General features: G+C 65.8%; 15 protein-coding genes and 2 pseudogenes. 8 read left to right on the top strand and 9 right to left on the bottom strand.

Annotation, left to right across the window (positions count from 1 at the left end):
- Positions 1 to 121: 121 nt before the first annotated feature.
- The 3 genes from MBELCI_RS20675 to MBELCI_RS03365 form a co-directional block, all read right to left on the bottom strand.
- Positions 122 to 1441: a hypothetical protein gene (locus tag MBELCI_RS20675; protein ID WP_131505501.1), complete on the bottom strand. Its 1320-nt coding sequence runs from the start codon at positions 1439 to 1441 to the stop codon at positions 122 to 124.
- 449 nt (positions 1442 to 1890) lie between these two features.
- Positions 1891 to 3789, bottom strand: a complete 1899-nt coding sequence (locus tag MBELCI_RS03370) for an alpha-amylase family protein (RefSeq protein ID WP_021692744.1) — start codon at positions 3787 to 3789, stop codon at positions 1891 to 1893.
- A gap of 94 nt (positions 3790 to 3883) precedes the next feature.
- Complete coding sequence (locus MBELCI_RS03365; protein WP_021692743.1) at positions 3884 to 5146, bottom strand: cation:proton antiporter; 1263 nt, start codon at positions 5144 to 5146, stop codon at positions 3884 to 3886.
- 254 nt (positions 5147 to 5400) lie between these two features.
- Between MBELCI_RS03365 and MBELCI_RS03360 the strand changes: the two genes are divergently transcribed.
- Positions 5401 to 6636: a lytic murein transglycosylase gene (locus MBELCI_RS03360; protein WP_045319662.1), complete on the top strand. Its 1236-nt coding sequence runs from the start codon at positions 5401 to 5403 to the stop codon at positions 6634 to 6636.
- A gap of 63 nt (positions 6637 to 6699) precedes the next feature.
- Here the strand turns inward: MBELCI_RS03360 and yghU are convergent, their stop codons facing one another.
- Entirely contained in the window at positions 6700 to 7566 is an 867-nt protein-coding gene (yghU, locus tag MBELCI_RS03355) for a glutathione-dependent disulfide-bond oxidoreductase (RefSeq protein WP_021692740.1), read from the bottom strand.
- A 248-nt stretch (positions 7567 to 7814) separates the two neighbouring features.
- Here yghU and nhaC point away from each other — a divergent pair, with 248 nt between their 5' ends.
- Complete coding sequence (gene nhaC, locus MBELCI_RS03350; protein ID WP_021692739.1) at positions 7815 to 9323, top strand: Na+/H+ antiporter NhaC; 1509 nt, start codon at positions 7815 to 7817, stop codon at positions 9321 to 9323.
- Between the two features lie 121 nt (positions 9324 to 9444).
- Entirely contained in the window at positions 9445 to 9714 is a 270-nt protein-coding gene (locus MBELCI_RS03345) for a DksA/TraR family C4-type zinc finger protein (RefSeq protein WP_021692738.1), read from the top strand.
- A gap of 31 nt (positions 9715 to 9745) precedes the next feature.
- On the opposite strand, the gene modC is transcribed toward MBELCI_RS03345, so the two are convergent.
- The 4 genes and pseudogenes from modC to MBELCI_RS03325 all read right to left on the bottom strand — a co-directional run bounded on the left by modC (position 9746) and on the right by MBELCI_RS03325 (position 13490).
- Positions 9746 to 10810 (bottom strand): molybdenum ABC transporter ATP-binding protein, encoded by a 1065-nt coding sequence (modC, locus tag MBELCI_RS03340; RefSeq protein ID WP_045319661.1) that lies wholly within the window; start codon positions 10808 to 10810, stop codon positions 9746 to 9748.
- The gene (gene modB / locus MBELCI_RS03335) at positions 10807 to 11499 is read right to left on the bottom strand and encodes a molybdate ABC transporter permease subunit (RefSeq protein WP_021692736.1); all 693 of its coding nucleotides are present in this window, start codon (positions 11497 to 11499) and stop codon (positions 10807 to 10809) included. Before modB ends, modC begins: the two co-directional genes overlap by 4 nt.
- Positions 11496 to 12290 carry a molybdate ABC transporter substrate-binding protein gene (gene modA / locus MBELCI_RS03330; protein ID WP_045319646.1) on the bottom strand — a complete coding sequence of 265 codons (795 nt, stop codon included), beginning with the start codon at positions 12288 to 12290 and terminating at the stop codon, positions 11496 to 11498. Before modA ends, modB begins: the two co-directional genes overlap by 4 nt.
- Positions 12291 to 12364: 74 nt before the next feature.
- A pseudogene (locus MBELCI_RS03325) lies at positions 12365 to 13490 on the bottom strand (acetoin utilization protein AcuC).
- 135 nt (positions 13491 to 13625) lie between these two features.
- Here MBELCI_RS03325 and MBELCI_RS03320 point away from each other — a divergent pair.
- The 5 genes and pseudogenes from MBELCI_RS03320 (at position 13626) to arsH (ending at position 18990) form a co-directional block, all read left to right on the top strand.
- Positions 13626 to 14114, top strand: a complete 489-nt coding sequence (locus MBELCI_RS03320) for an NUDIX hydrolase (protein ID WP_021692734.1) — start codon at positions 13626 to 13628, stop codon at positions 14112 to 14114.
- Between the two features lie 81 nt (positions 14115 to 14195).
- Positions 14196 to 14618, top strand: a complete 423-nt coding sequence (locus MBELCI_RS03315; RefSeq protein ID WP_021692733.1) for a DUF1178 family protein — start codon at positions 14196 to 14198, stop codon at positions 14616 to 14618.
- 70 nt (positions 14619 to 14688) lie between these two features.
- Positions 14689 to 15926 (top strand): annotated as a pseudogene (locus MBELCI_RS03310) (aspartate kinase).
- Between the two features lie 41 nt (positions 15927 to 15967).
- Complete coding sequence (locus MBELCI_RS03305; protein ID WP_021692731.1) at positions 15968 to 18223, top strand: phosphoenolpyruvate--protein phosphotransferase; 2256 nt, start codon at positions 15968 to 15970, stop codon at positions 18221 to 18223.
- Between the two features lie 59 nt (positions 18224 to 18282).
- Complete coding sequence (arsH, locus tag MBELCI_RS03300; RefSeq protein WP_021692730.1) at positions 18283 to 18990, top strand: arsenical resistance protein ArsH; 708 nt, start codon at positions 18283 to 18285, stop codon at positions 18988 to 18990.
- On the opposite strand, the gene MBELCI_RS03295 is transcribed toward arsH, so the two are convergent.
- Entirely contained in the window at positions 18987 to 19685 is a 699-nt protein-coding gene (locus MBELCI_RS03295) for an EcsC family protein (protein ID WP_021692729.1), read from the bottom strand. The genes arsH and MBELCI_RS03295 overlap by 4 nt on opposite strands.
- Between the last annotated feature and the right edge of the window lie 25 nt (positions 19686 to 19710).

Raw genomic sequence — 19710 nt, 5'->3', positions numbered from 1 at the left:
TTTCGCACCTTGTGCCTGACGGGGCTGAGGAAATCCAGCCGATCCTTAAGTTACCCGGTAGTGCGGCGAGCCAGTATAGAGAGGTTACGGACAAGCAGAATGTTTGGAGAACAGCCACTATTTAGTGACGTGTCACAGTGACTTTGGGTATCTGGCCATAGCGACTGTGAAATACTTCCTGCATGACTTTTATCAGGTCGTGTTCATGATCTCTTGTGACAATGAAGCTGTCGTGTACCGGCAGGACCGGCACATCAAGGTCTGCGAAGTGCAGCATGATCTGCTCGGCTAAGTCGCTGTCCTCGCTTTGGAGGCTTAGCCCGATCCCAGCGCCGAATATGCCCGGCAACATGTGAAATGCATCTCTGACCACTTGGCGGAAGTGCTCTGCGGTCATGCCATGTACCTCACTGTCGAAGCCTCTAGGCTCCGCCGTATCGCCATCACTCGCATTCAGCAGGGCAAGAAGGGTTTTCTTGGCATGCTCACGCAATGTCTCATTGCCCGCGACACCGGGCACAAGGGCGTACGGGTCCGATGGAATACTCAAACCATTCTTGGCGAACAAGATAGCCGGATGCAGACCTCTGAAGTCCGCCTCAACAGTGGGCTGTCCTTCAATTGTTATGAAGCGGCGCTGTAGCTTCTTCAAGTTCTGCCACCAACCGCCGTAGAACCTTCCCCCTTGCTGAAAGCTACTATTGTTGAATATCCGATAGAGGTCAGTTCTCTCCATTACACTCCTGTTATCGCCTTCCCTCCCTGTATCGAGCGGTCGAGACGTGTTGATGTCTGTAACCGCCAGCAGGTCGTTCAAGCGTCGGGCATTGGCGCGCATGGCGTGTGTCTGACAAGTGTCATTGTATTTAGTTAGGCGCCCATAAGCATCCTTAAGTTGTATCACTTCGCCCAACCTGCTCTTGAGAAAGGCCCGCGCCGTCAAGCCGGATACAAAAAGCAATTTAGCGCCAGTCTCAGTCAATGCATATCGAGCCGTTTCCGCATATGTTTCTTGCCGATGACCTGACTTCACCTTATAGATCAAGCCATGCCCTATTAGCGCGCGTAGCGCAGTGCGGTGATACTGTACTGACATGAAGTCAGGGAGGTACCGTCTTTCCGCATCCAGCCGCCCTTTTCCACTAGGTATGCCTACCGTCAACTTGGTATCCACAACTCGTACGCGCAGCAAATTGAGTAAAATCACGCGGAGGCAACTGACGAAGTTGCGCTGCCGCTCCGGGTTTGGTTTGCGCTGGAAGTCCCGCATCCAGTGATCCCGTATGTCATTCAGAACAGATTCAAGAGTGATGCTGGCAACTCTATGGTCTAACTCAAGATAAGGCTCAAATGCCCAAGACCGCAGACCGCGCTGATCCGGCAACTCAGCAATCTGGGCGTCAGTCAAGAATGCTGTGAGTGGTCTATTTGGATCGGTCATCACAATTTCTCGGCACATTTTTTCGTGCCCCCTATCTATCCAGTCGGGCACCGGACTTCCCCCATACCCCTCGCCATAGCGGATACATACCGTACTCCGCCATCCGCTCAAAGGAACCAGCGCACGCCTCGCTACAACTGTCTGACCAGAGACAACCAACCGGGGCACGCTTGACAGACGTACAACCCAGAAAGCATATGGGTGGCACAAAGTGCGACACACAACTCAACCTCGCACCCGATTATTCAGGCCTTCCAGTGGCTTAGAAAAATGGTAGCGGGTCCGGTACCCGCCTCCACTCTTCACCTGGCCTCCCCTCCAATCGACCTCGCATGTGGGCAGCACAGTTTCGTCGATGACAGCGAGACAGGCCCCTGCAGTGTGGTCATGCGAAGGGCTCGGTCAGTCCAAGGCCCCTCCCCGTGACGGCACACATCAGAACCCCGGCCCTAACGGATCCAGACGCGCGCGTGCGGTGGCAGGGCGATCGCGCCTTGCGCATCGAGCACCGGGGCGTCGGACAGCGCATCGTGCAATGCATGCGCTCCGTGCTGGATCGCCCAGTCTCCAGGCATGTTCTGCCAAGTGTCCGTGAAATTGAACAGGCAGACCACGCTCCCCGTGGGGGCGCGGCGCGCGAAGGCGAAGAGCGCGGCGTTGCCGGTGTTCAGTATCTCGATGGCGTGGCTTGCATGAAACTCGGGCGTCGCCGCCCGCCGTGCCAGGATGTGGCGCAGCCCGGCCCGCAAGCGTCCCGCTGGGCTGTCGTCGCCCTGCCGCGCCGCTTGGGCCGTGTCCCAATCCATGCGAGGCCGATGCAGCCAACGGCTGTCATGCGCCTGCGCCGGATGGTTCACATAGCCATAATCGTTCAACAGCCCGATCTCGTCGCCCATGTAGATCAGAGGAATGCCCCCATAGCTCGCGATCAGCGCGTGTCCCATGAGGATGCGGTCGATGGCGTCGGACACGCCCGCCGCGTCACCCGCATCGAGCCCGGCCTCCAGCCCCGCGAGGGAGGCGCAGCTGCCGCTGATCCGCTTGTCGCCGGTCTCGGGGTTGTATTGGAACAGGGCCCCGCGCGAGAAGCTGCCCGGATATATGCCCTCGTAGAACTCCGAAAGGAAGGCGCGGTGCTGCGGACCGCCGAGTCCCACCGCCGCCGCGTCCTCGTCGGTCACGGCCCAGCCGATGTCGTCGTGGCACCGCAGATAGGTCGCATAGGTGGCGTTCGTCAGCACGGGCGGAAAATGCGTGGTCATGACATGGGTGAGAAGCCGTGTGTCGCGCGCTGCGAGAGCCGACCAGAACTGTACCATCAGCGAGTTGTGGTAGGCGAGGTTGCCCTCTTTGCCATCATGCTTGCCGCGCCCGAGATAGGGCAGCATCTCGGCCGGTCCCACGATCGCCTCCTCGAGATGGATCACCGCCGGTGCGGCGATGCGGCAGGCCGCGCGCAGAGCCTGCAACAGCATGTGGCACTCCGGCTCGGACTGGCAGCGCGTGCCCATCCGCTTCCACAGGAAGGCCACCGCATCGAGCCGCAGTACCTCGACGCCGCGATTGGCGAGAAACAACATCACCTCCACCATCTCGACGAAGACCTGCGGATTGGACCAGTTTAGGTCCCATTGATGTTCGTTGAAGGTGGTCCAGACCCATCTTTGCATGTCGTCGTAATAGGTGAAGCTGCCCGGCGCGTTGTCGGGAAAGATCTCGATCAGCGTGTCCTCATAAGCCTTCGGCAGCGTGTCGTCCTCGAAGGTGAGATAGTAGTCGAGATAGGTCGGATCGCCCGCGCGGGCCTTTTGCGCCCAGTCGTGCTCTTTGGCCGTATGGTTGAGGACAAAATCGATGCACACGCTCATGCCGCGCGCACGTGCGGCTGCCGTGGCGGCCTCGAAATCGGCCATGTCGCCATAGGCGGGGTTGATGGCACGGTAGTCCTGCACCGAATAGCCGCCGTCGCTGTCGCCCTCGCGCGGTTTCAGGCAGGGCATGAAATGCACATAGGTGATGCCAAGATCCGCGAGGTAGTCGAGCTTGTCGATTACCCCATTCAGATCGCCGGCGAAGCGATCGATGTAGAACACATAGCCGTTCATGCCGGGCCGCTGGAACCAATCGGGTTCCAGATCGCGCCTCAGGTCCAGGCGCTTGAGATCGGCAGGGCGAGCTGCCCAGCCCGCACGCAGCGCCGCGTCGAGTCGCTCACGGAAGGCGTCGAATCCCGGATTCTCGCCATAGAGCTCGTCGAGCATGCTCCAAAGGTCGTCATGGCTGCGCGCGTATCGCAGGTCGAAGACCGACTCGTCGGTAAGGGTGGCAGGGCTGGATGCAGTCGTCATCGCGGACACTCCGGCAAGAAATTCAATACTCAAAGCCCGCAAATCCACAAAGCCACAGGGGCGACGTCGATCCTGAAGACCTGAATCGCACGGATCAACCGTCCCGCGCGGGTCGCGTCTCGCTCGACTGCTCCATGGCCCAGCCGACGCTGAAGCCGTGCAGCAGGGTCGAACAGAGGATGACCAGCGCCACGAGGGACCACAACGAATCTTCGTCGACGAACTCGATATGGCTGCCCGCGTAGCACAGATAGTAGATCGAGCCGATGCCGCGCACGCCGTAGACCGCGACGATGGCCCTGTCGCGCCGGTCCATCCCCGCCCCCGTCAGCGCCAGCCAGCCCGCGACGGGCCGGACCAGCAGCAGCAGAACCGCTGCCGCCGCCACCTGCGTCCATGTCAGATCCGCGAACAGCAGCGGCAGCACCGTGCCCAGCGCCACCAGAAGCCCCGCCGTCAGCGCATGTTCGATCGATTCGGAAAAATCATGCAGGCGACGGTGAAAGTGATGGTCTTCCTCGATCCGCCGCAGCGTCAGCCCGAGGATCGCGACCGAAATGAAACCGTAGCCCTCGATCAGCTCGGTCGAGCCATAGCACAACAGGATGCCCGCGAGCGCGATCACACCCGATCCGGTCTCGGCCAAGGCCGCGTCGCGCGGCAGCCGGAACAACACGTAACCCAGCGCCTTGCCGCCAATCCAGCCCATCGCGACACCCACGGCGATCCGGTAGATCACGTCGAGCATGAGCCAGTCCAGCGCCCAGGCGCCGGGGTTGAGCCCTTCGGCGGCGATGATCAGACCAAGATAGACGAAGGGAAAGGCCAGCCCGTCATTGAGCCCTGCCTCGGTGGTCAGGGTAAAGCGCACCGGGTGTTCGGCCCCCTCCTGCGGCGGGCCGACCTGCACGTCGGCGGCCAGTACCGGATCGGTCGGTGCCAGCACTGCGCCCAGAAGGATCGCCCCCGCCACGGTCATGCCGGTGAGCCCCACCCCCAAAGCCGCCACGGCGAAGATCGTCAGCGGCATGGCGATACCCAGCATACGGAAGGTCGGTGTCCAGCGGGTCCATGGGCGCAGCTCGTCGATCCGCATGCCCGAGCCGAAGAGCGCCACGATGACAGTCAACTCGCTCACCAGCTCCCATGGCAGCGGCGTTTCACGCGGATCGGGCAGCGTGGCGAGGTCGGGTAGCAGCAGCGCGATCCCCGCGCCGAACAGGATCATCAGCGGCGCAGCCGCTGGCTCGCGCCGCGACACCAATCTCGGCAACCAGCGCGCGAGAATGACGACCATCCCCACCACAGCCAAAGCCACGTGATACGGGTTCAGCCCGAAGAACGGCTCGCCTTGCATCCCCCCTGCCCTCTTTCCAAGCTGCATTCGCATGGAAACTGCGTCGCCGGGCTCTCTCGGCAAGTGGCGTCGTGACGGCAACCGCGCATACGGAAACCGCGCATGCGGACGCGCGGGGCTTTTGGCGGGATCGCGCCGCTACGGGCCGGTCGCGAGTGACAGGGCAGCGCGTCCTGCCTAGTCTTCGCCCCGAACGGCGCCTCCCGATAATGGCCGCCGCCCGATGCCCCAACCCGAACGGATCGCTCCCCATGATGCGCCTTCTGCTCCTTATCATGTCTCTCGCCCTCCTGCCCGCAACCCTCGCCGCACAGGATCGCGCGGCGGTCGAACGGCAGTTCCGGGGCTGGCTCGAACAGGCGGTCTGGCCTCGCGCGCAGGCGAACGGCGTCGCGCGCGGCACCTTCGAGGCGGCCTTCACCGGCGTCACGCTCGACTGGGATCTGCCGGACCTCGCCCCACCCGGTGCACCCGCGCAGCCCCAAGGCCGGCAAAGGCAGGCCGAGTTCGGCAGCCCCGGCGCCTATTTCGGGCGCGGCACAGTCGATGGCGCAGCCTCGGTGGGGCGTCAGATGGCGGCGCGTCACGCGGGCACGCTGGCACGGGTGCAACGCGCGACCGGTGTGCCGGGGCACGTCATCCTCGCGATCTGGGGCCGCGAGAGTGCCTATGGACGCGCCGCGATCCCGCATGACGCATTTCGCATCCTCGGCACCAAGGGTTTCATGGGCCGACGCGCCGATTATTTCACCGACGAACTCATTGCTGCCCTGCGCATCGCTCAGGCGGGCCACGCCCCGGCGCGCTCCATGAAATCGAGCTGGGCCGGCGCACTGGGCCAGCCGCAGTTCATGCCGTCGAGCTTTCTGAAATACGCCGCCAACGGCGATGGCGATGGGCGCGCAGATATCTGGCGCTCCGAGGCGGACACCATCGCCTCGATCGGCACCTATCTCGCCCGGCACGGCTGGATCGCGGGGCGCGACTGGGGCTTCGAGGTCGCGGTGCCGGGGACCGTCTCCTGCGCGCTCGAAGGCCCGGATCAGGGTCGCGCGATCGCCGATTGGGCGGCGATGGGCATCAGGCGCGTGTCGGGCAAACCCTTTCCCGACCACGAGGTGCGCGCCGAAGGGTTTCTGATGATGCCCGCCGGGCGGCATGGCCCGGCCTTTATCGTGACGCCCAACTTCTACGTGCTCAAGGACTATAACATGAGCGATCTCTACGCGCTCTTCGTGGGTCATGTGGGCGACCGGATCGCCTATGGCTCGGGTGATTTCGCGGGCCGCTGGGGCGCGGTCGGCGGGCTGATGCGCTCGGACGTGGCGGCGATGCAGCGCGCGCTCGAGGTCATGGGACACGACGTGGGCGGGGCCGACGGACTCGCGGGCTACAAGACGCGCCGCTCCATCGGGCGCTGGCAGCAGGCCACGGGTCAGGCGCCCACCTGCTTTCCGCAAGCTGCGATGACCGCGGCACTGGCCCGCTGAGGGACATGAAAAAGGCCGGTGCCTCGCAGGCACCGGCCTTTGGGATTGAAGAGAACGACCGGTTCAGCCGCCTATCTTGTCTTGCGTCATCGTCTCGAAATCCTGCGCCGAGTGCCGCTCGTGAAGCTGAAGCTCCGGATCGCCGAAGGCGCGGTTGACCATGCGGCCCCGCTGCACCGCCGGCCGCGCGTCGATCGCCTTGGCCCAGCGCATCACGTGGCTGTAGCTCTCGACATCGAGGAACTCGGCCGCATCGTAGAGCCGCCCCAGCACCAGCTGACCATACCAAGCCCAGATCGCCATGTCGGCGATGGAATACTCGTCGGCCACGAACTCGTGCTCGGCCAGATGCCGGTCCAGCACGTCGAGCTGCCGCTTGGTCTCCATGGTGAAGCGGTCGATCGGATATTCGAACTTTTCCGGGGCATAGGCATAGAAATGCCCGAAACCACCGCCGAGATAGGGCGCGCTGCCCATCTGCCAGAAGAGCCAGTTCATCGCCTCGGTGCGGCGGCGCGGATAATTCGGCAGGAAGGCCCCGAATTTTTCGGCCAGATGCAGCAGGATGGCGCCGGATTCGAACACGCGTTGCGGCTTGTCGCCGGAGCGATCCAGAAGCGCCGGGATCTTGGAGTTCGGGTTGATCTCCACGAAGCCCGAACCGAACTGGTCACCATCGCCGATGTTGATCAGCCACGCGTCGTATTCCGCGCCCTCATGCCCCGCCTCGAGCAGTTCCTCGAACAACACCGTGACCTTGACGCCGTTTGGCGTCGCCATGGAGTAGAGCTGAAACGGATGTTCGCCCTCGGGCAGGGCCTTGTCATGCGTGGCCCCGGCGACGGGCCGGTTGGTCTTGGCGAACTGGCCGCCATTCTCGGCCTCCCAAGTCCAGACCTTGGGCGGGGTATACTCGGTGATATCCTTCATCGCGGCGTCCTGTGGGTTGGGCTGACATTGACCCGATAAATGGTATCGCAAGGCCATTCTGTCGAGGCTTCGCCCGCGCACAGGGCTCTGCACACCGCCGCACGACCTCTTTTGCTCGACGCGCCATCACGACTCCTGAAACCGGCCCTGATCGGACGAAACAGGCGAAATTCCGCTGGGCCGGTGGCAATTTTCGCCTAGGTCGGGCATGAAGCCGACTTTGAAACAACCCGGAGATCGCCCGCATCGTGACTGATAGAAACCTGCCTTCCCTCGGGCTGGCCCTGTTGCCGGTCGTGCTGACGCTTGGGCTTCTGGCCCTGCAACTTTTCTATTTCGGCGACTTCACGCCGCACATCCCCCTTGTGATCGGCCTTGCCATCACCGGGCTTCTGGGCGTGCTGCGCGGCCAGAAATGGACCGACATCCGCGAAGGCGTGTTCCACGTTATCCACGTCTCCCTGCCCTCGCTTTCGGTGCTGATCGTGGTGGGCATGATCATCGGTGTCTGGATCGCCTCGGGCACCGTGCCGACGCTGATCTATTACGGGCTGACGCTTCTGAACCCCTCGATCTTCCTTGCCGCGGCAATGATCCTCTGCGCGGTCGTCTCGCTGTCGCTGGGCACGTCCTGGGGCACCGTCGGCACGATCGGCGTGGCGCTCATGGGCATCGGCGCGGGCTTCGGCATCCCGATGTACTGGACTGCGGGCGCGATCGTCTCGGGCGCCTTCTTCGGCGACAAGATCTCGCCGCTGTCGGACACCACCAACCTCGCCCCCGCCGTGACCGGCGTCAACATCTTCGACCACATCCAGAACATGCTGCCGACCACGGTGCCGGCGATGCTGATCGCGCTGGGCGTCTACATCGTCGCAGGCTACGGGCTGATCGAGCCGGCCGAGACCTCTCTCGACGCGATCACCCAGATCACTGCGCGGCTGGAGCAGGACTTCGCCCTCGGGCTGATCCCACTGACCCCGGCGCTTCTGGTCATCGGTCTCGCGCTGTTCCGCCAGCCGCCGCTGCCCTCGCTCTTCGCGGGCGTGCTGCTGGGTGGTGTGATCGCGATCTTCCAGCAAGGGGTGGGCCTGCATGACGTGTTCACCTTCGCGCAGTCGGGCTATTCCATCGACACCGGCATCGCCGATATCGACGCGCTGCTGAACAAGGGCGGCATCCAGTCGATGATGTGGACGATCTCGCTCATGCTGATTGCGCTGGGCTTCGGTGGCGCGCTGGAGCGCACCGGCTGCCTCGAATCGATCATTCTGTCGATCGTCAACAAAGTGAAGAGCTTTGGCGCGGTGCAGTCCTCGGCCATCTTCACGGCTTTCGCGACCAACGTGGTTGCGGGCGATCCCTACATCTCGATCGCGCTGCCGGGCCGGATGTATGCCCCGCTCTATCGCGGCATGGGCTACTCCACGCTCAACCTCAGCCGCGCCGTCGAGGAAGGTGGTACGCTGATGAGCCCGCTGATCCCGTGGAACGCGGGCGGCGCGTTCGTGATCACCGCGCTGGGCCTTGGCATCATGGACGGCAATCTCGAGAACCTTCTCTACATCCCGCTGGCTTTCGCCTGTTGGACCGCGCCGGTGATCGGGGTGTTCTACGCGGTGACGGGCTTCTTCTCGCCCAAGGCCTCGGAGAAGGACCGCGCCAACTGGGCCGCCGACAACGAGGATATCATGGACCTCACCGAGCACGACCACCTCGGCGATCCCGGCCCTGCGAAGGAAGCCACGCCGATCTGATCGACGACACATCGTGTCAGCGAACGCCCCGCCCCACCGGCGGGGCGTTCGTCGTTTCAAGGGTTGGTGGATCGGCATCCCTGCCTATCTTGAGAAAGACCCTGAACGAGAAGGACATCACATGGCCGGAGGATGGGCCCGCGACGGCGCGGTGGAGGAACAGATCGAAGCCTCGATCAATGACGAATTGAGCAGGGTGAAGGCCCGGCGCGGCCCGGTCGGCGAAAGCGCGACCCATTGCGCCGAATGCGACGAGGAGATTCCCGAAAAGCGCCGCGCGGCGATCCCCGGCGTGAAGCTCTGTGTCGCGTGCCAGCAGGGACGCGACGCGCGGCCGCAATCGCGCGGCGGCTTCAACCGGCGCGGCTCCAAGGACAGTCAACTGCGCTGAGCATTGCGCCGGATGTCCGGCAGGGCAGGTTTCAAGCCGCCCCGCCTACGTCCTGTGGCGCCACGGCGCTCGCCTTGACGATGGCCCAGAGTTGCAGCCCGGGCTCCAGCCGCAGCGCCCGCGCGGAGCGACGCGTGACCCGGGCGAGCAGCCGGTCATGGCCGCAGCGCAGCCCGACCGCCACGCCCTCAGGGCCCTCGTCGAGGGCCGTGACCTCCGCCGACAGGATGTTGAGCGCGCTCAGCCCCACGGGGCGCTCGCGGCTCAGGATCACATCCTGCGCCGAAATGCGCAGCCGCAAATGCGTACCGAGGCCTCCCAGCCGCCCCGGCAGCACGATCCGCCCGCCCGACAGCGCGAGTTCCGTCAGCCCGTCGATCCGGTCGAGGCCCGCAATGCGCGCATATACCACCGCCCCCGCCTCCTGCGCGCCGATCATGCCGACAGCGGCGGGGTCGGACAGCACCTCGGAGACCGCGCCGACGCGTTTGACCGCGCCCGCCTCCATCACCACGACGGTGGTGGCGAGGCGGGCCACTTCGGAGGCGGCGTGACTGACATAAAGGATCGGCAGCCCGGCCTCGTCGCGCAGCCGTTCCAGCCATGGCAGGATCTCCGCCTTGCGCTCTGCGTCAAGCGCCGAGAGCGGCTCGTCCATCAACAGCAGGCGCGGATGGCTCATCAGCGCCCGCCCGATCGCCACGCGCTGCCGCTCCCCGCCCGAAAGCGCCACCGGGCGGCGGTCAAGCAGATCCGGCAGGCCGAGCATGTCGATCACCCGGTCACGGTCATGATCGCCGCCATAGGCAAGGTTCTTTGCCACAGATATGTGCGGAAACAGCCGTGCGTCCTGAAACACGTAGCCGATGCGACGGCGATGCACGGGCACGTCGACGCGCGCGGCCTTGTCATAGAGAAGCGCACCGCCGATCTCGACCCGTCCTGCATCGGGGCGCAGCAGACCTGCCACGGCGTTGATGACGCTGGTCTTGCCCGAGCCGGACCTGCCGAACAGCGCGATGACGCCCGGTGGCGCTTCGAACATGGCGTCGAGATCGAAGGCCCCGAGCCGCTTTTTCACGTGAATCCGGATCATGCCGCGACCCGCCGCGCGACCCGCCGCGACAGCCACTCCGAGGCCAGCAGCGCGCCCATGGCCAGCGCCACCGACACCGCGACGAGCCGCAGCGCTGCACCCTCGCCGCCCGGCATCTGCAGGAAAGCGTAAATCGCTGTAGGGATCGTGCGCGTCTCGCCGGGGATGTTCGACACGAAGGTGATCGTCGCGCCGAACTCGCCCATCGCCTTGGCGAAGGCGAGGATCGCACCCGCGACCACCCCCGGCAGCGCCAGCGGCAGCGTCACCGTGGCAAAGACCTTGAAACTCGATGCCCCCAGCGTCGCCGCCGCCTGCTCCAGACCGGGATCGACCGCCTCGAAAGCGAGCCGCATGGGTCGCACCATCAGCGGAAAGGCCATGATCGCGGCGGCCAGCGCCGCCCCGGTCCAGCGAAAGGCGAAGGAAACGCCGAAAGGCTCCAGCAGTGCGCCCAGCGGCCCTTGGCGTGAGAACGCAATCAGCAGCAGGTAGCCCGTTACCACGGGGGGCAATATCAGGGGCAGATGCACCAGACCGTTGAGAAGCTGCCGCCCCGGAAACCGTCCCTTGGCCAGCGCCAGCGCGCATAGAAGGCCCAGCGGCAGGCTCGCGGCGACCGCCGTGGCCGACACCTTGAGCGACAGCCGTACCGCCTGCCATTCCTCAGGGCCGAGCCAGTCGGTCACTCGGCAGGCTCCGGTTCGGGCGTGCCAGCTCCGGGGAGGGCAGCGTCGGGGATCGTGAAGCCCGCCGCCATGAACACGGCCTGCGCCTCGGCGCCCGACAGGAAGTCGAGAAACGCCGCCGCTTCAGGTGCTGCATCCAAGACGAGGGCCGCAGGGTAGCGGATCGGTGGATGGCTGTCTTCCGGGAACGCCCCCAGCATTGTCACGCGGGGCTCTTCGGCGGCGTCGGTTTCATAGACGATGCCGAGCGGCGCGGCCCCGCTCGCCACCAGCGCCAGCGCCGCGCGCACGTTCTCGGTCTGTGCCACCTGCGCGGCCACGCCATCCCAGAGCCCGAGACCTTCGAGCGCCGCACGGCCATATTGCCCGGCGGGCACCGCATCGACGAGCGCCATGGCGAGACGGCCTTCGCCCAGCAGGGCGGCGAGGTCGAGATCGGGGCTGATCAAAACCGGCGCGGCGTCCGGATCGGATGCGATCAACACGAGGCCGTTGCCCAGCAGGTCGCGGCGGCTGCCCGCCTCGATCAGCCCGGCTGCGGCGACCTCGTCCATCCAGTCCTCGCTGGCCGAGATGAACAGATCGGCGGGCGCGCCCGCCGCGATCTGCCGCGCCAAGGCCGAGCTTCCGGCATAGGACACCGTCACTTCCGCGCCGCCCTGCGCCTCCCAGGCTTCTACCACTCGGTCGAGCGGGCCGCCGAGGCTTGCCGCCGCGAAGGTCAGGATCTCGGCCCGCGCGGCGCAGGGCAGCGCCAGCAGCAGCGCCATGCAAAGGGGTTTCACCAGCATCGTCCACCTCGTGTCATGCGGGGTCTTTCGCATTGCACACCCCTGCCCCGCAAGCCCGCGCCCCGAGGATCGCCTCAGACCCATGCCACGAGCCGCGCCTCCAGCGCCGCGACACGCGCACGCAGCGCATCGGCGATCTCGCCGGGTCGCGCCGCATCGATAAGCGTCGTGAGCCATGCCTCCGGCGGTGTCGTCACCCGTCTCTGCCCGTGCCACTTCAACCCGCGCAGCACCGCCTGCGCGGGCGGCTCCAACCGCTCCGGCAATGCGCGCCCTGACCAGCACGCCCCATGAGGCGGTCCAGAGCCGCCCCACGCCCCAAGGGTTGTAGCCGCCGCCCCCCAGCAACAAAAACCGCGGCGCGAGCGGCAACAACCCCCGCAGCACGCCCAGATGCGCATGCCCCGACATGGCCAATCGCGATTGCGGATCCTCGAGCAGCGCGTCGGCCCCGTATTGCAGCACGATCGCGTCGGGGCGGAACGCGGCGACGGCGGGCAGGATCACCCGGTCGCGCGCCAGCGCCATCGCGTCGTCGCCCGACCCTGAGGGAATGGGGAGGTTGAACACCTGCCCCGCCCCTTCCTCTTCGACGGCCCCCGTGCGCGGCCAGCGGTTCTCCTCGTGGGTCGAGACGAGAAGCGTGTCCGGGTCATGTGAAAACCCCGCCTCGACCCCGTCGCAGTGATGCGCGTCGATGTCGACATAGGCGACACGACGTGCGCCATGGCGCCTGAGGGACTGGATCGCGAAGACCGGGTCGTTGAGATAGCAAAACCCGTTCGCCCGGTCGGGCAGGCCGTGATGCGTACCGCCGCCGGGCAGGTGCAGCCGACCGCCATGGCGCAGAAGCTCTCCTGCGAGCAGCGCGCCGCCCACCCCGGTGGCCGGTCGGCGATACATCTCGGAGAACACCGGGTTAGCCGGTGTGCCGAGGTGATGGCGCGCGCGGATCTCGGGGGTGACCTGCTGGCTGGTTTCGGCACCGAGCAGCGCGTCGACGTAGTCGGGCGTGTGAAAGGCGTGCAGGGCGACGGGCTTGGCGCGCGGGCTGCGAATATAGGCTTCGGGCGGCAGCCAGCCCAGCGCGCGCGACAGGTCCATCACGGTCGAGACGCGCGGCACCCTGAGCGGGTGCCAGTCGCCATAGGAGGAGCCGCGGTAGATCTCGGAGCCGATGAAACGTGCAGGCGGCGTCATGTGTCTCCCTTGGCGCAACTTCGGCGCGATGCGTCGCGGCGTCATGGCCACGTTGCCGCAGATAGCGCCCTAGGCGCTCTTGCCAGCCCCCGCCCTGTCGTGGAACCTCGGCAGACCCGCGACCCGAGAGGCCCCATGATTCAGCTTCCGCTCCGCGTCGCCAAGCGGCACCAGCGCCTCGGCCGCACGCAGTTCGCGGCTCTGCCATGGCGCGTCACCGGTGATTCGGTCGAGTTCTGCCTCGTCACCAGCCGCGGGCGGGGCCGTTGGATCCTGCCCAAGGGCTGGCCCATGGACGGCGCCACCCCGGCCGAGGCCGCCGCCACCGAGGCGCGCGAGGAGGCCGGTCTGGTCGGCATTCCCGATGATCGCTGCCTTGGCGTGTGGTCCTATGTGAAGGGCGGCGGCAAGACCGGCGCACCGCATTTCGCCATGGTGTTTCCGGTGCAGGTCACGCAGGTGCTCGCCGACTGGCCCGAACGCGGCCAGAGGCGGCGCAAATGGTTCACCCGCGATCGCGCGGCGGCCAAACTCGACGCGCCCGAGCTGCGCCAGATCGTACTGAGCTTTGATCCTGCGCCGCAGCGTCCCGTGGCGCTGACGACACCGCAGGCGGCCCCCTGACCGCACGCGTGATCGACCCCGCTTTGCACCTGGTCGCCCGAATGCCTATCTGAGGTCTGCATGCCACCGGGACACCCGCCGATGATCCGCTATGACCTCACCTGCAAGAACGGCCACGCCTTCGACAGCTGGTTCGCCTCGGCCAGCGCCTATGACACGCTTGAAAGATCCGGGCAGTTGTCCTGTGCGGTCTGCGGCGACACGCGCATCCACAAGGCGCTGATGGCCCCGTCGGTGAGCGAGGGCGCCAAGCAACCGGCGCGGCGGCTCTCCGAGCCGGGCAACCCGCTGGAAAAGGCGATGGCCGAGCTCAGACGCAAGGTCGAGGCAGGTTCGGACTATGTGGGCGACGCCTTCGCCCGCGAAGCCCGCGCCATGCATGAGGGCCGCTCACCAGAGCGCGCGATCCATGGCGAGGCCCGCATCGATGAAGCCCGCCGCCTGATCGAAGACGGCATCCCGGTGGCGCCGCTGCCCTTCGGCCCCAAGCGCAAGGCCAACTAGCCGTCCGTCGCGCATTGCCCTCGCGTCGCCCCGCCGCTATGGAGACGCCGAAATCTGCGCGGGGAGAGCCATGTCGGTCCTGGTGATGAAATTCGGCGGCACCTCGGTCGCCACGCTCGACCGGATCCACCGGGCCGCGAAACGCGTGGCCGTCGAGGTGGCCAAGGGGCACGAGGTGATCGTGATCGTCTCGGCCATGGCCGGCAAGACCAACGAACTGGTCGGCTGGGTCAACGAGACTTCGCCGATGTTCGACGCGCGCGAATACGACGCCGTCACCTCCTCGGGCGAGAACGTGACCGCGGGGCTGATGGCGCTGCGGCTTCAGGAGATGGAAGTCCCGGCGCGCAGCTGGCAGGGCTGGCAGGTGCCGGTGCAGACCACTTCGGCCCACGGCGCCGCCCGCATCCTCGACATCCCGCCCGAGAACATCCGCGCGAAGTTCGCCGAGGGCATGAAGGTCGCCGTGGTCGCGGGCTTTCAGGGCGTGAGCCCTGAAGGCCGGATCACCACGCTGGGGCGCGGCGGGTCGGACACGACCGCCGTGGCCTTTGCCGCCGCTTTCGACGCGGTGCGCTGCGACATCTACACGGATGTGGACGGGATCTATACCACCGACCCGCGGATCTGCGAGAAGGCGCGCAAGCTCGACCGCATCGCCTTCGAGGAAATGCTGGAGCTGGCCTCTCTCGGGGCCAAGGTGCTGCAGACCCGCTCGGTCGAGCTGGCGATGCGTTACAAGGTGAAGCTGCGGGTGCTGTCGAGCTTCGAGGAACAGTCCGACGAGGCGGGAACGCTCGTCTGCGACGAGGAGGAAATCATGGAAAGCAACGTGGTCGCCGGTGTCGCCTATTCGCGCGACGAGGCCAAGATGACGCTGATCTCCGTGGCCGACCGGCCCGGCATCGCCTCGGCGATCTTCGGTGCCTTGGCGGATGCGGGTGTGAACGTGGACATGATCGTCCAGAACATCTCGGAGGAGGGTCGCACCGATATGACCTTCTCCTGTCCCAATGATCAGGTGATGCGCGCCGAAAAGGCGGTCGAGGCCGCTCGCGAACGCGGCGACATCCGCTTCAACGACCTTGTCACCGACACCGGCGTGGCCAAGGTCTCGGTGGTCGGCATCGGCATGCGCAGCCACACCGCGTCGCCGCCGACATGTTCAAGGCGCTCTCCGCCGAGGGTATCAATATCAAGGTCATCACAACCTCGGAGATCAAGATTTCCGTGCTGATCGACCGGAAATACATGGAACTCGCGGTGCAAGCCCTGCATGATGCCTTCGGGTTGGACAAGGCCGCCTGACCGGGATCACTCCCCCCGGACATGGCGTTGAAAGGGCGGCGATGGTCGATCGACTGGTAGAATCCGAGAGCCGCAAGCTCCTGGGCCGTCTCTCGGCGGTGATGGCCGAGGGCGGCGCCGGGCAGGCGCGGCTCGACAGCATCGTGAGCCTCATAGCCACCTCGATGAAGACCGAGGTCTGCTCGATCTATCTCTTTCGCGACGCCGAGACGCTGGAGCTTTGCGCGACCGAGGGGTTGATGGCCGAATCCGTGCACCAGACCCGGATGCGGCTGGGCGAGGGTCTGGTCGGGCGCACCGCGCGCACGCGGCAGGTCGTCAACACCGCCGACGCCCCCTCCGAGCCGGGCTTTCGCTACATGCCCGAGACCGGCGAAGAACGGTATTCGAGTTTTTGCGGCGTGCCGATCCAGCGTCTGGGCGAGCCTCTCGGCGTGCTCGTCGTGCAATCGCGCGACGCGCGCGAGTTCACCCCGGACGAGATCTATGCCCTCGAAGTGGTCGCCATGGTGCTGGCCGAAATGACCGAGCTTGGCGCCTTCGTCGATACCGGCGCGGCGCTCTCGGCGCGGCATCAGCAGGCCGTCATGTTCAAGGGCACCTCGGGACAGGAGGGCGCGGCCGAGGGCCGGGTCTGGCTGCACGAGCCGCGCGTCGTCGTCACCAACCCCTTTGCCGAAGACCCCGTGATCGAGCTGACCCGCCTGCGCGCCGCCATCGACGAGTTGCGCGTGACGGTCGACGAGATGCTGTCCGGCGCGACCTCGGCCAATGCCGATCAGGTGCAGGTGCTCGAAACCTACCGCATGTTCGCCAATTCGCGCAGCTGGATGAAGCGCATGGAGGAGGACATCGAGAGCGGCCTTTCCGCCGAGGCCGCCGTCGAAAAGGAACAGTCCCTCGCCCGTTCGCGCATGAACCGCTCGGGCGACAACTACATGCGCGAACGCCTGTCGGATCTTGACGATCTGTCGAACCGGCTGCTGCGAATCCTCACGGGTCAGGGCCGCGACACCGGCGCCGAGATGCCCGATGATCCGGTGCTGGTCGCGCGCAATATCGGCCCCGGCGAGCTTCTGGAATACGGCAAGAAGCTCAAGGGCATCGTGCTTGAGGAGGGGTCGGTCGGCTCGCATGCGGCGATCGTCGCACGGGCCTGGGCGATCCCCTTGGTGATCCATGCCAAGAACATCACCCAAGAGGCGCTGAACGGCGATGTCATTCTCGTCGATGGCGATCAGGGGGCGGCGCATCTGCGCCCCGAGGAGACGGTCAAGACCGCCTTCCGCGACAAGATCGCGATGCAGGCCCGCGCGCTCGAGCGCTATGCCTCGATCCGCGACTTGAAGGCGACGGCTCTGTGCGGCACGACCGTTTCGCTGCACATGAACGCCGGGCTGATGGCCGATCTGCCCTCTCTCAAAGGCTCGGGCGCCGAGGGCGTGGGGCTGTTTCGCACCGAGTTGCAGTTCCTGATCCGCAACAAGATGCCCAAGCGCGCCGAGCTCTCCGCGCTTTATGCCCGCGTCATGGATTCGGCCAATGGCAAGCGGGTGGCCTTCCGCACGCTCGACATCGGGTCCGACAAGGTCCTGAGCTACATGAAGCCCAATGACGAGCCGAACCCGGCGATGGGCTGGCGCGCGATCCGCGTCGGACTCGACAAGCCGGGCGTGCTCAGGATGCAGCTTCAGGCGCTGATCCGGGCCGCCGCCGGGCGCCCTCTCGCGGTGATGTTTCCTTTCGTCGCGCTCCCGGCCGAGTTTCACGCGGCGCGCGAGGAGTTCGACAAGGCGATGGAGCGTGAGCGCATTCTTGGCCATCCCTTGCCCGAAAGCGTCGAGGTCGGCGCGATGCTGGAGACCCCGAGCCTCGCCTATGCGCCAGACGATTTCTTCAACGCCGTCGATTTCCTTTCGGTGGGCGGCAACGACCTCAAGCAGTTCTTCTTCGCCGCCGACCGCGAGAACGAGCGCGTGCGCCGCCGCTACGATACGCTCGATGTAAGCTTTCTGTCGTTCCTCGATCACATCCTCATGCGGGCAAAGACCGGCAACACCTCCGTCTCTTTCTGTGGCGAGGATGCGGGTCGGCCGATGGAAGCGTTGTGCCTCGCAGCGCTCGGCTTTCGGATGCTGTCGATGCGCCCGGCCTCGGTGGGACCGGTCAAGCACCTGATCCGGCACTGCAATCTTCAGGGCCTGCGCGGCGTCATCGACGAGGCGCGCGGCAGCGGTGCGGCTTCGGTCCGGCCCGCCGTGACCAAGTGGCTGACTTCTCAGGGCTGGCTGATGTAACGGTTGAACGGCTCCTTATAATTCCATATATCCAGAATCATGGAAACCAGGAGCCTGCCATGTCCGACTTGCCCAATCTTGATCTCGACCTCCTGATGCCGATCGATCCCGCGCTTTACACCGCCCCCGGCGATCCGGGCCATGCGCCGCGCATCTTGATCCTCTATGGCAGCCTGCGCGAACGCTCCTTCTCGCGCTTCGTGGCCGAGGAAGCGGCGCGGCTTCTCGAGCATCTGGGCGCGGAGGTGCGGATCTTCGACCCGTCCGGCCTGCCGCTTCCCGATGCCGCGCCCGAGGACCACCCCAAGGTGGCCGAGCTGCGCGGGTTGGCGAACTGGTCCGAGGGCATGGTCTGGTCCAGCCCGGAGCGCCACGGTGCGATGACCGGCATCCTCAAGGCGCAGATCGACTGGATTCCGCTGTCGCTGGGCGGCATCCGTCCGAGCCAAGGCAAGACGCTGGCGCTGTGTCAGGTCTGCGGCGGCTCGCAGAGCTTCAACGCGCTCAACCAGATGCGCGTGCTGGGCCGCTGGATGCGGATGGTGACGATCCCGAACCAATCCTCGGTCGCCAAGGCATGGGATGAATTCGACAAGGCGGGCCGGATGAAGCCGTCACCGTATTACAACCGTATCGTCGACGTGATGGAGGAGCTGGTGAAGTTCACCCTGATGACTCGCGGCAGGCCGGCCCTTACCGATCGCTATTCAGAACGAGTGGAAAGCCGCGAGGCCCTGTCGAAGCGGGTCAACGCAAGCAGGATCTAGCGGCGCGTCGGCATTCGGCGGCGGTTGAGCGCGGCATGAAAGCTTTCGAGCACCCTCTCCTCACCATGCAGCCGCGCCAGCCGGCGCAGGCCGAAATGCACATGCGCCACCTCCACGTAGTAGTCGATGAACGCATAGTTCGTCCCCGCCCCCGCCGCCGCGCCGAGGATCGGCACCGCCTGCCCCGCGAGCTTCTGGCCCAGCACGGTGGCAAAGCGCGGGGCCACGCGGGAGATCAGCCGGTTCACGGCAACGCCTGACAACCCCAACCGCGCGCCAAGAAAGGCAGTATCGACGCCGTCATCCTCCCCGCCCGGCGCGCCCGCGCCGAAGACACGCAGGCATTCGGCGCGGGTTTCCTCGCTCAGCGGGTCTTCACCATTCGCCTCCGCCACGCGTTGAACGGCGCGAAAGATCATGGTGGTGGCCACGGGCAGTTCCGCCAAAGCCGTGGTCAGGCCGCCAAGCCCGCCCAGCGCGCCGGAGAGCGTCGCCATGATGCGCGCGGCCCTGTCGGTCCCGAAGGCCGCCTCAAGCGCCCCGGCGCCATTGCCCGGCGCGCGCGTCCGGCTGGCGACGTCATAGCTGCGCGACAGCGCGCCGCGGGCGGCTATCTCGATACGCGCGCGGGCCGGTTTGGGCAGCATTCTCATGCCGCTCTCGACCCTGTCGCCCGCGAGATTGACGATCCGCATCAGCCGCGTCCCGCCCGCGCCTGCC

Source organism: Limimaricola cinnabarinus LL-001, assembly GCF_000466965.1.
Classification (GTDB): domain Bacteria; phylum Pseudomonadota; class Alphaproteobacteria; order Rhodobacterales; family Rhodobacteraceae; genus Limimaricola; species Limimaricola cinnabarinus.
This window is presented reverse-complemented; position numbering and strand designations above follow the sequence as displayed.

Bases quoted from the DNA above. Each gene is read 5' to 3' on its own strand.
- MBELCI_RS03365 (WP_021692743.1), bottom strand. From the start codon at position 5,146: ATGCAAGGCGAGCCGTTCTTCGGGCTGAACCCGTATCACGTGGCTTTG.
- MBELCI_RS03315 (WP_021692733.1), top strand. From the start codon at position 14,196: ATGATCCGCTATGACCTCACCTGCAAGAACGGCCACGCCTTCGACAGC.
- arsH (WP_021692730.1), top strand. From the start codon at position 18,283: ATGTCCGACTTGCCCAATCTTGATCTCGACCTCCTGATGCCGATCGAT.
- modC (WP_045319661.1), bottom strand. From the start codon at position 10,810: ATGATCCGGATTCACGTGAAAAAGCGGCTCGGGGCCTTCGATCTCGAC.
- MBELCI_RS03320 (WP_021692734.1), top strand. From the start codon at position 13,626: ATGATTCAGCTTCCGCTCCGCGTCGCCAAGCGGCACCAGCGCCTCGGC.
- MBELCI_RS03295 (WP_021692729.1), bottom strand. From the start codon at position 19,685: ATGCGGATCGTCAATCTCGCGGGCGACAGGGTCGAGAGCGGCATGAGA.
- MBELCI_RS03370 (WP_021692744.1), bottom strand. From the start codon at position 3,789: ATGACGACTGCATCCAGCCCTGCCACCCTTACCGACGAGTCGGTCTTC.
- MBELCI_RS03345 (WP_021692738.1), top strand. From the start codon at position 9,445: ATGGCCGGAGGATGGGCCCGCGACGGCGCGGTGGAGGAACAGATCGAA.
- yghU (WP_021692740.1), bottom strand. From the start codon at position 7,566: ATGAAGGATATCACCGAGTATACCCCGCCCAAGGTCTGGACTTGGGAG.
- MBELCI_RS20675 (WP_131505501.1), bottom strand. From the start codon at position 1,441: ATGACCGATCCAAATAGACCACTCACAGCATTCTTGACTGACGCCCAG.
- modA (WP_045319646.1), bottom strand. From the start codon at position 12,290: ATGCTGGTGAAACCCCTTTGCATGGCGCTGCTGCTGGCGCTGCCCTGC.
- MBELCI_RS03360 (WP_045319662.1), top strand. From the start codon at position 5,401: ATGCGCCTTCTGCTCCTTATCATGTCTCTCGCCCTCCTGCCCGCAACC.
- MBELCI_RS03305 (WP_021692731.1), top strand. From the start codon at position 15,968: ATGGTCGATCGACTGGTAGAATCCGAGAGCCGCAAGCTCCTGGGCCGT.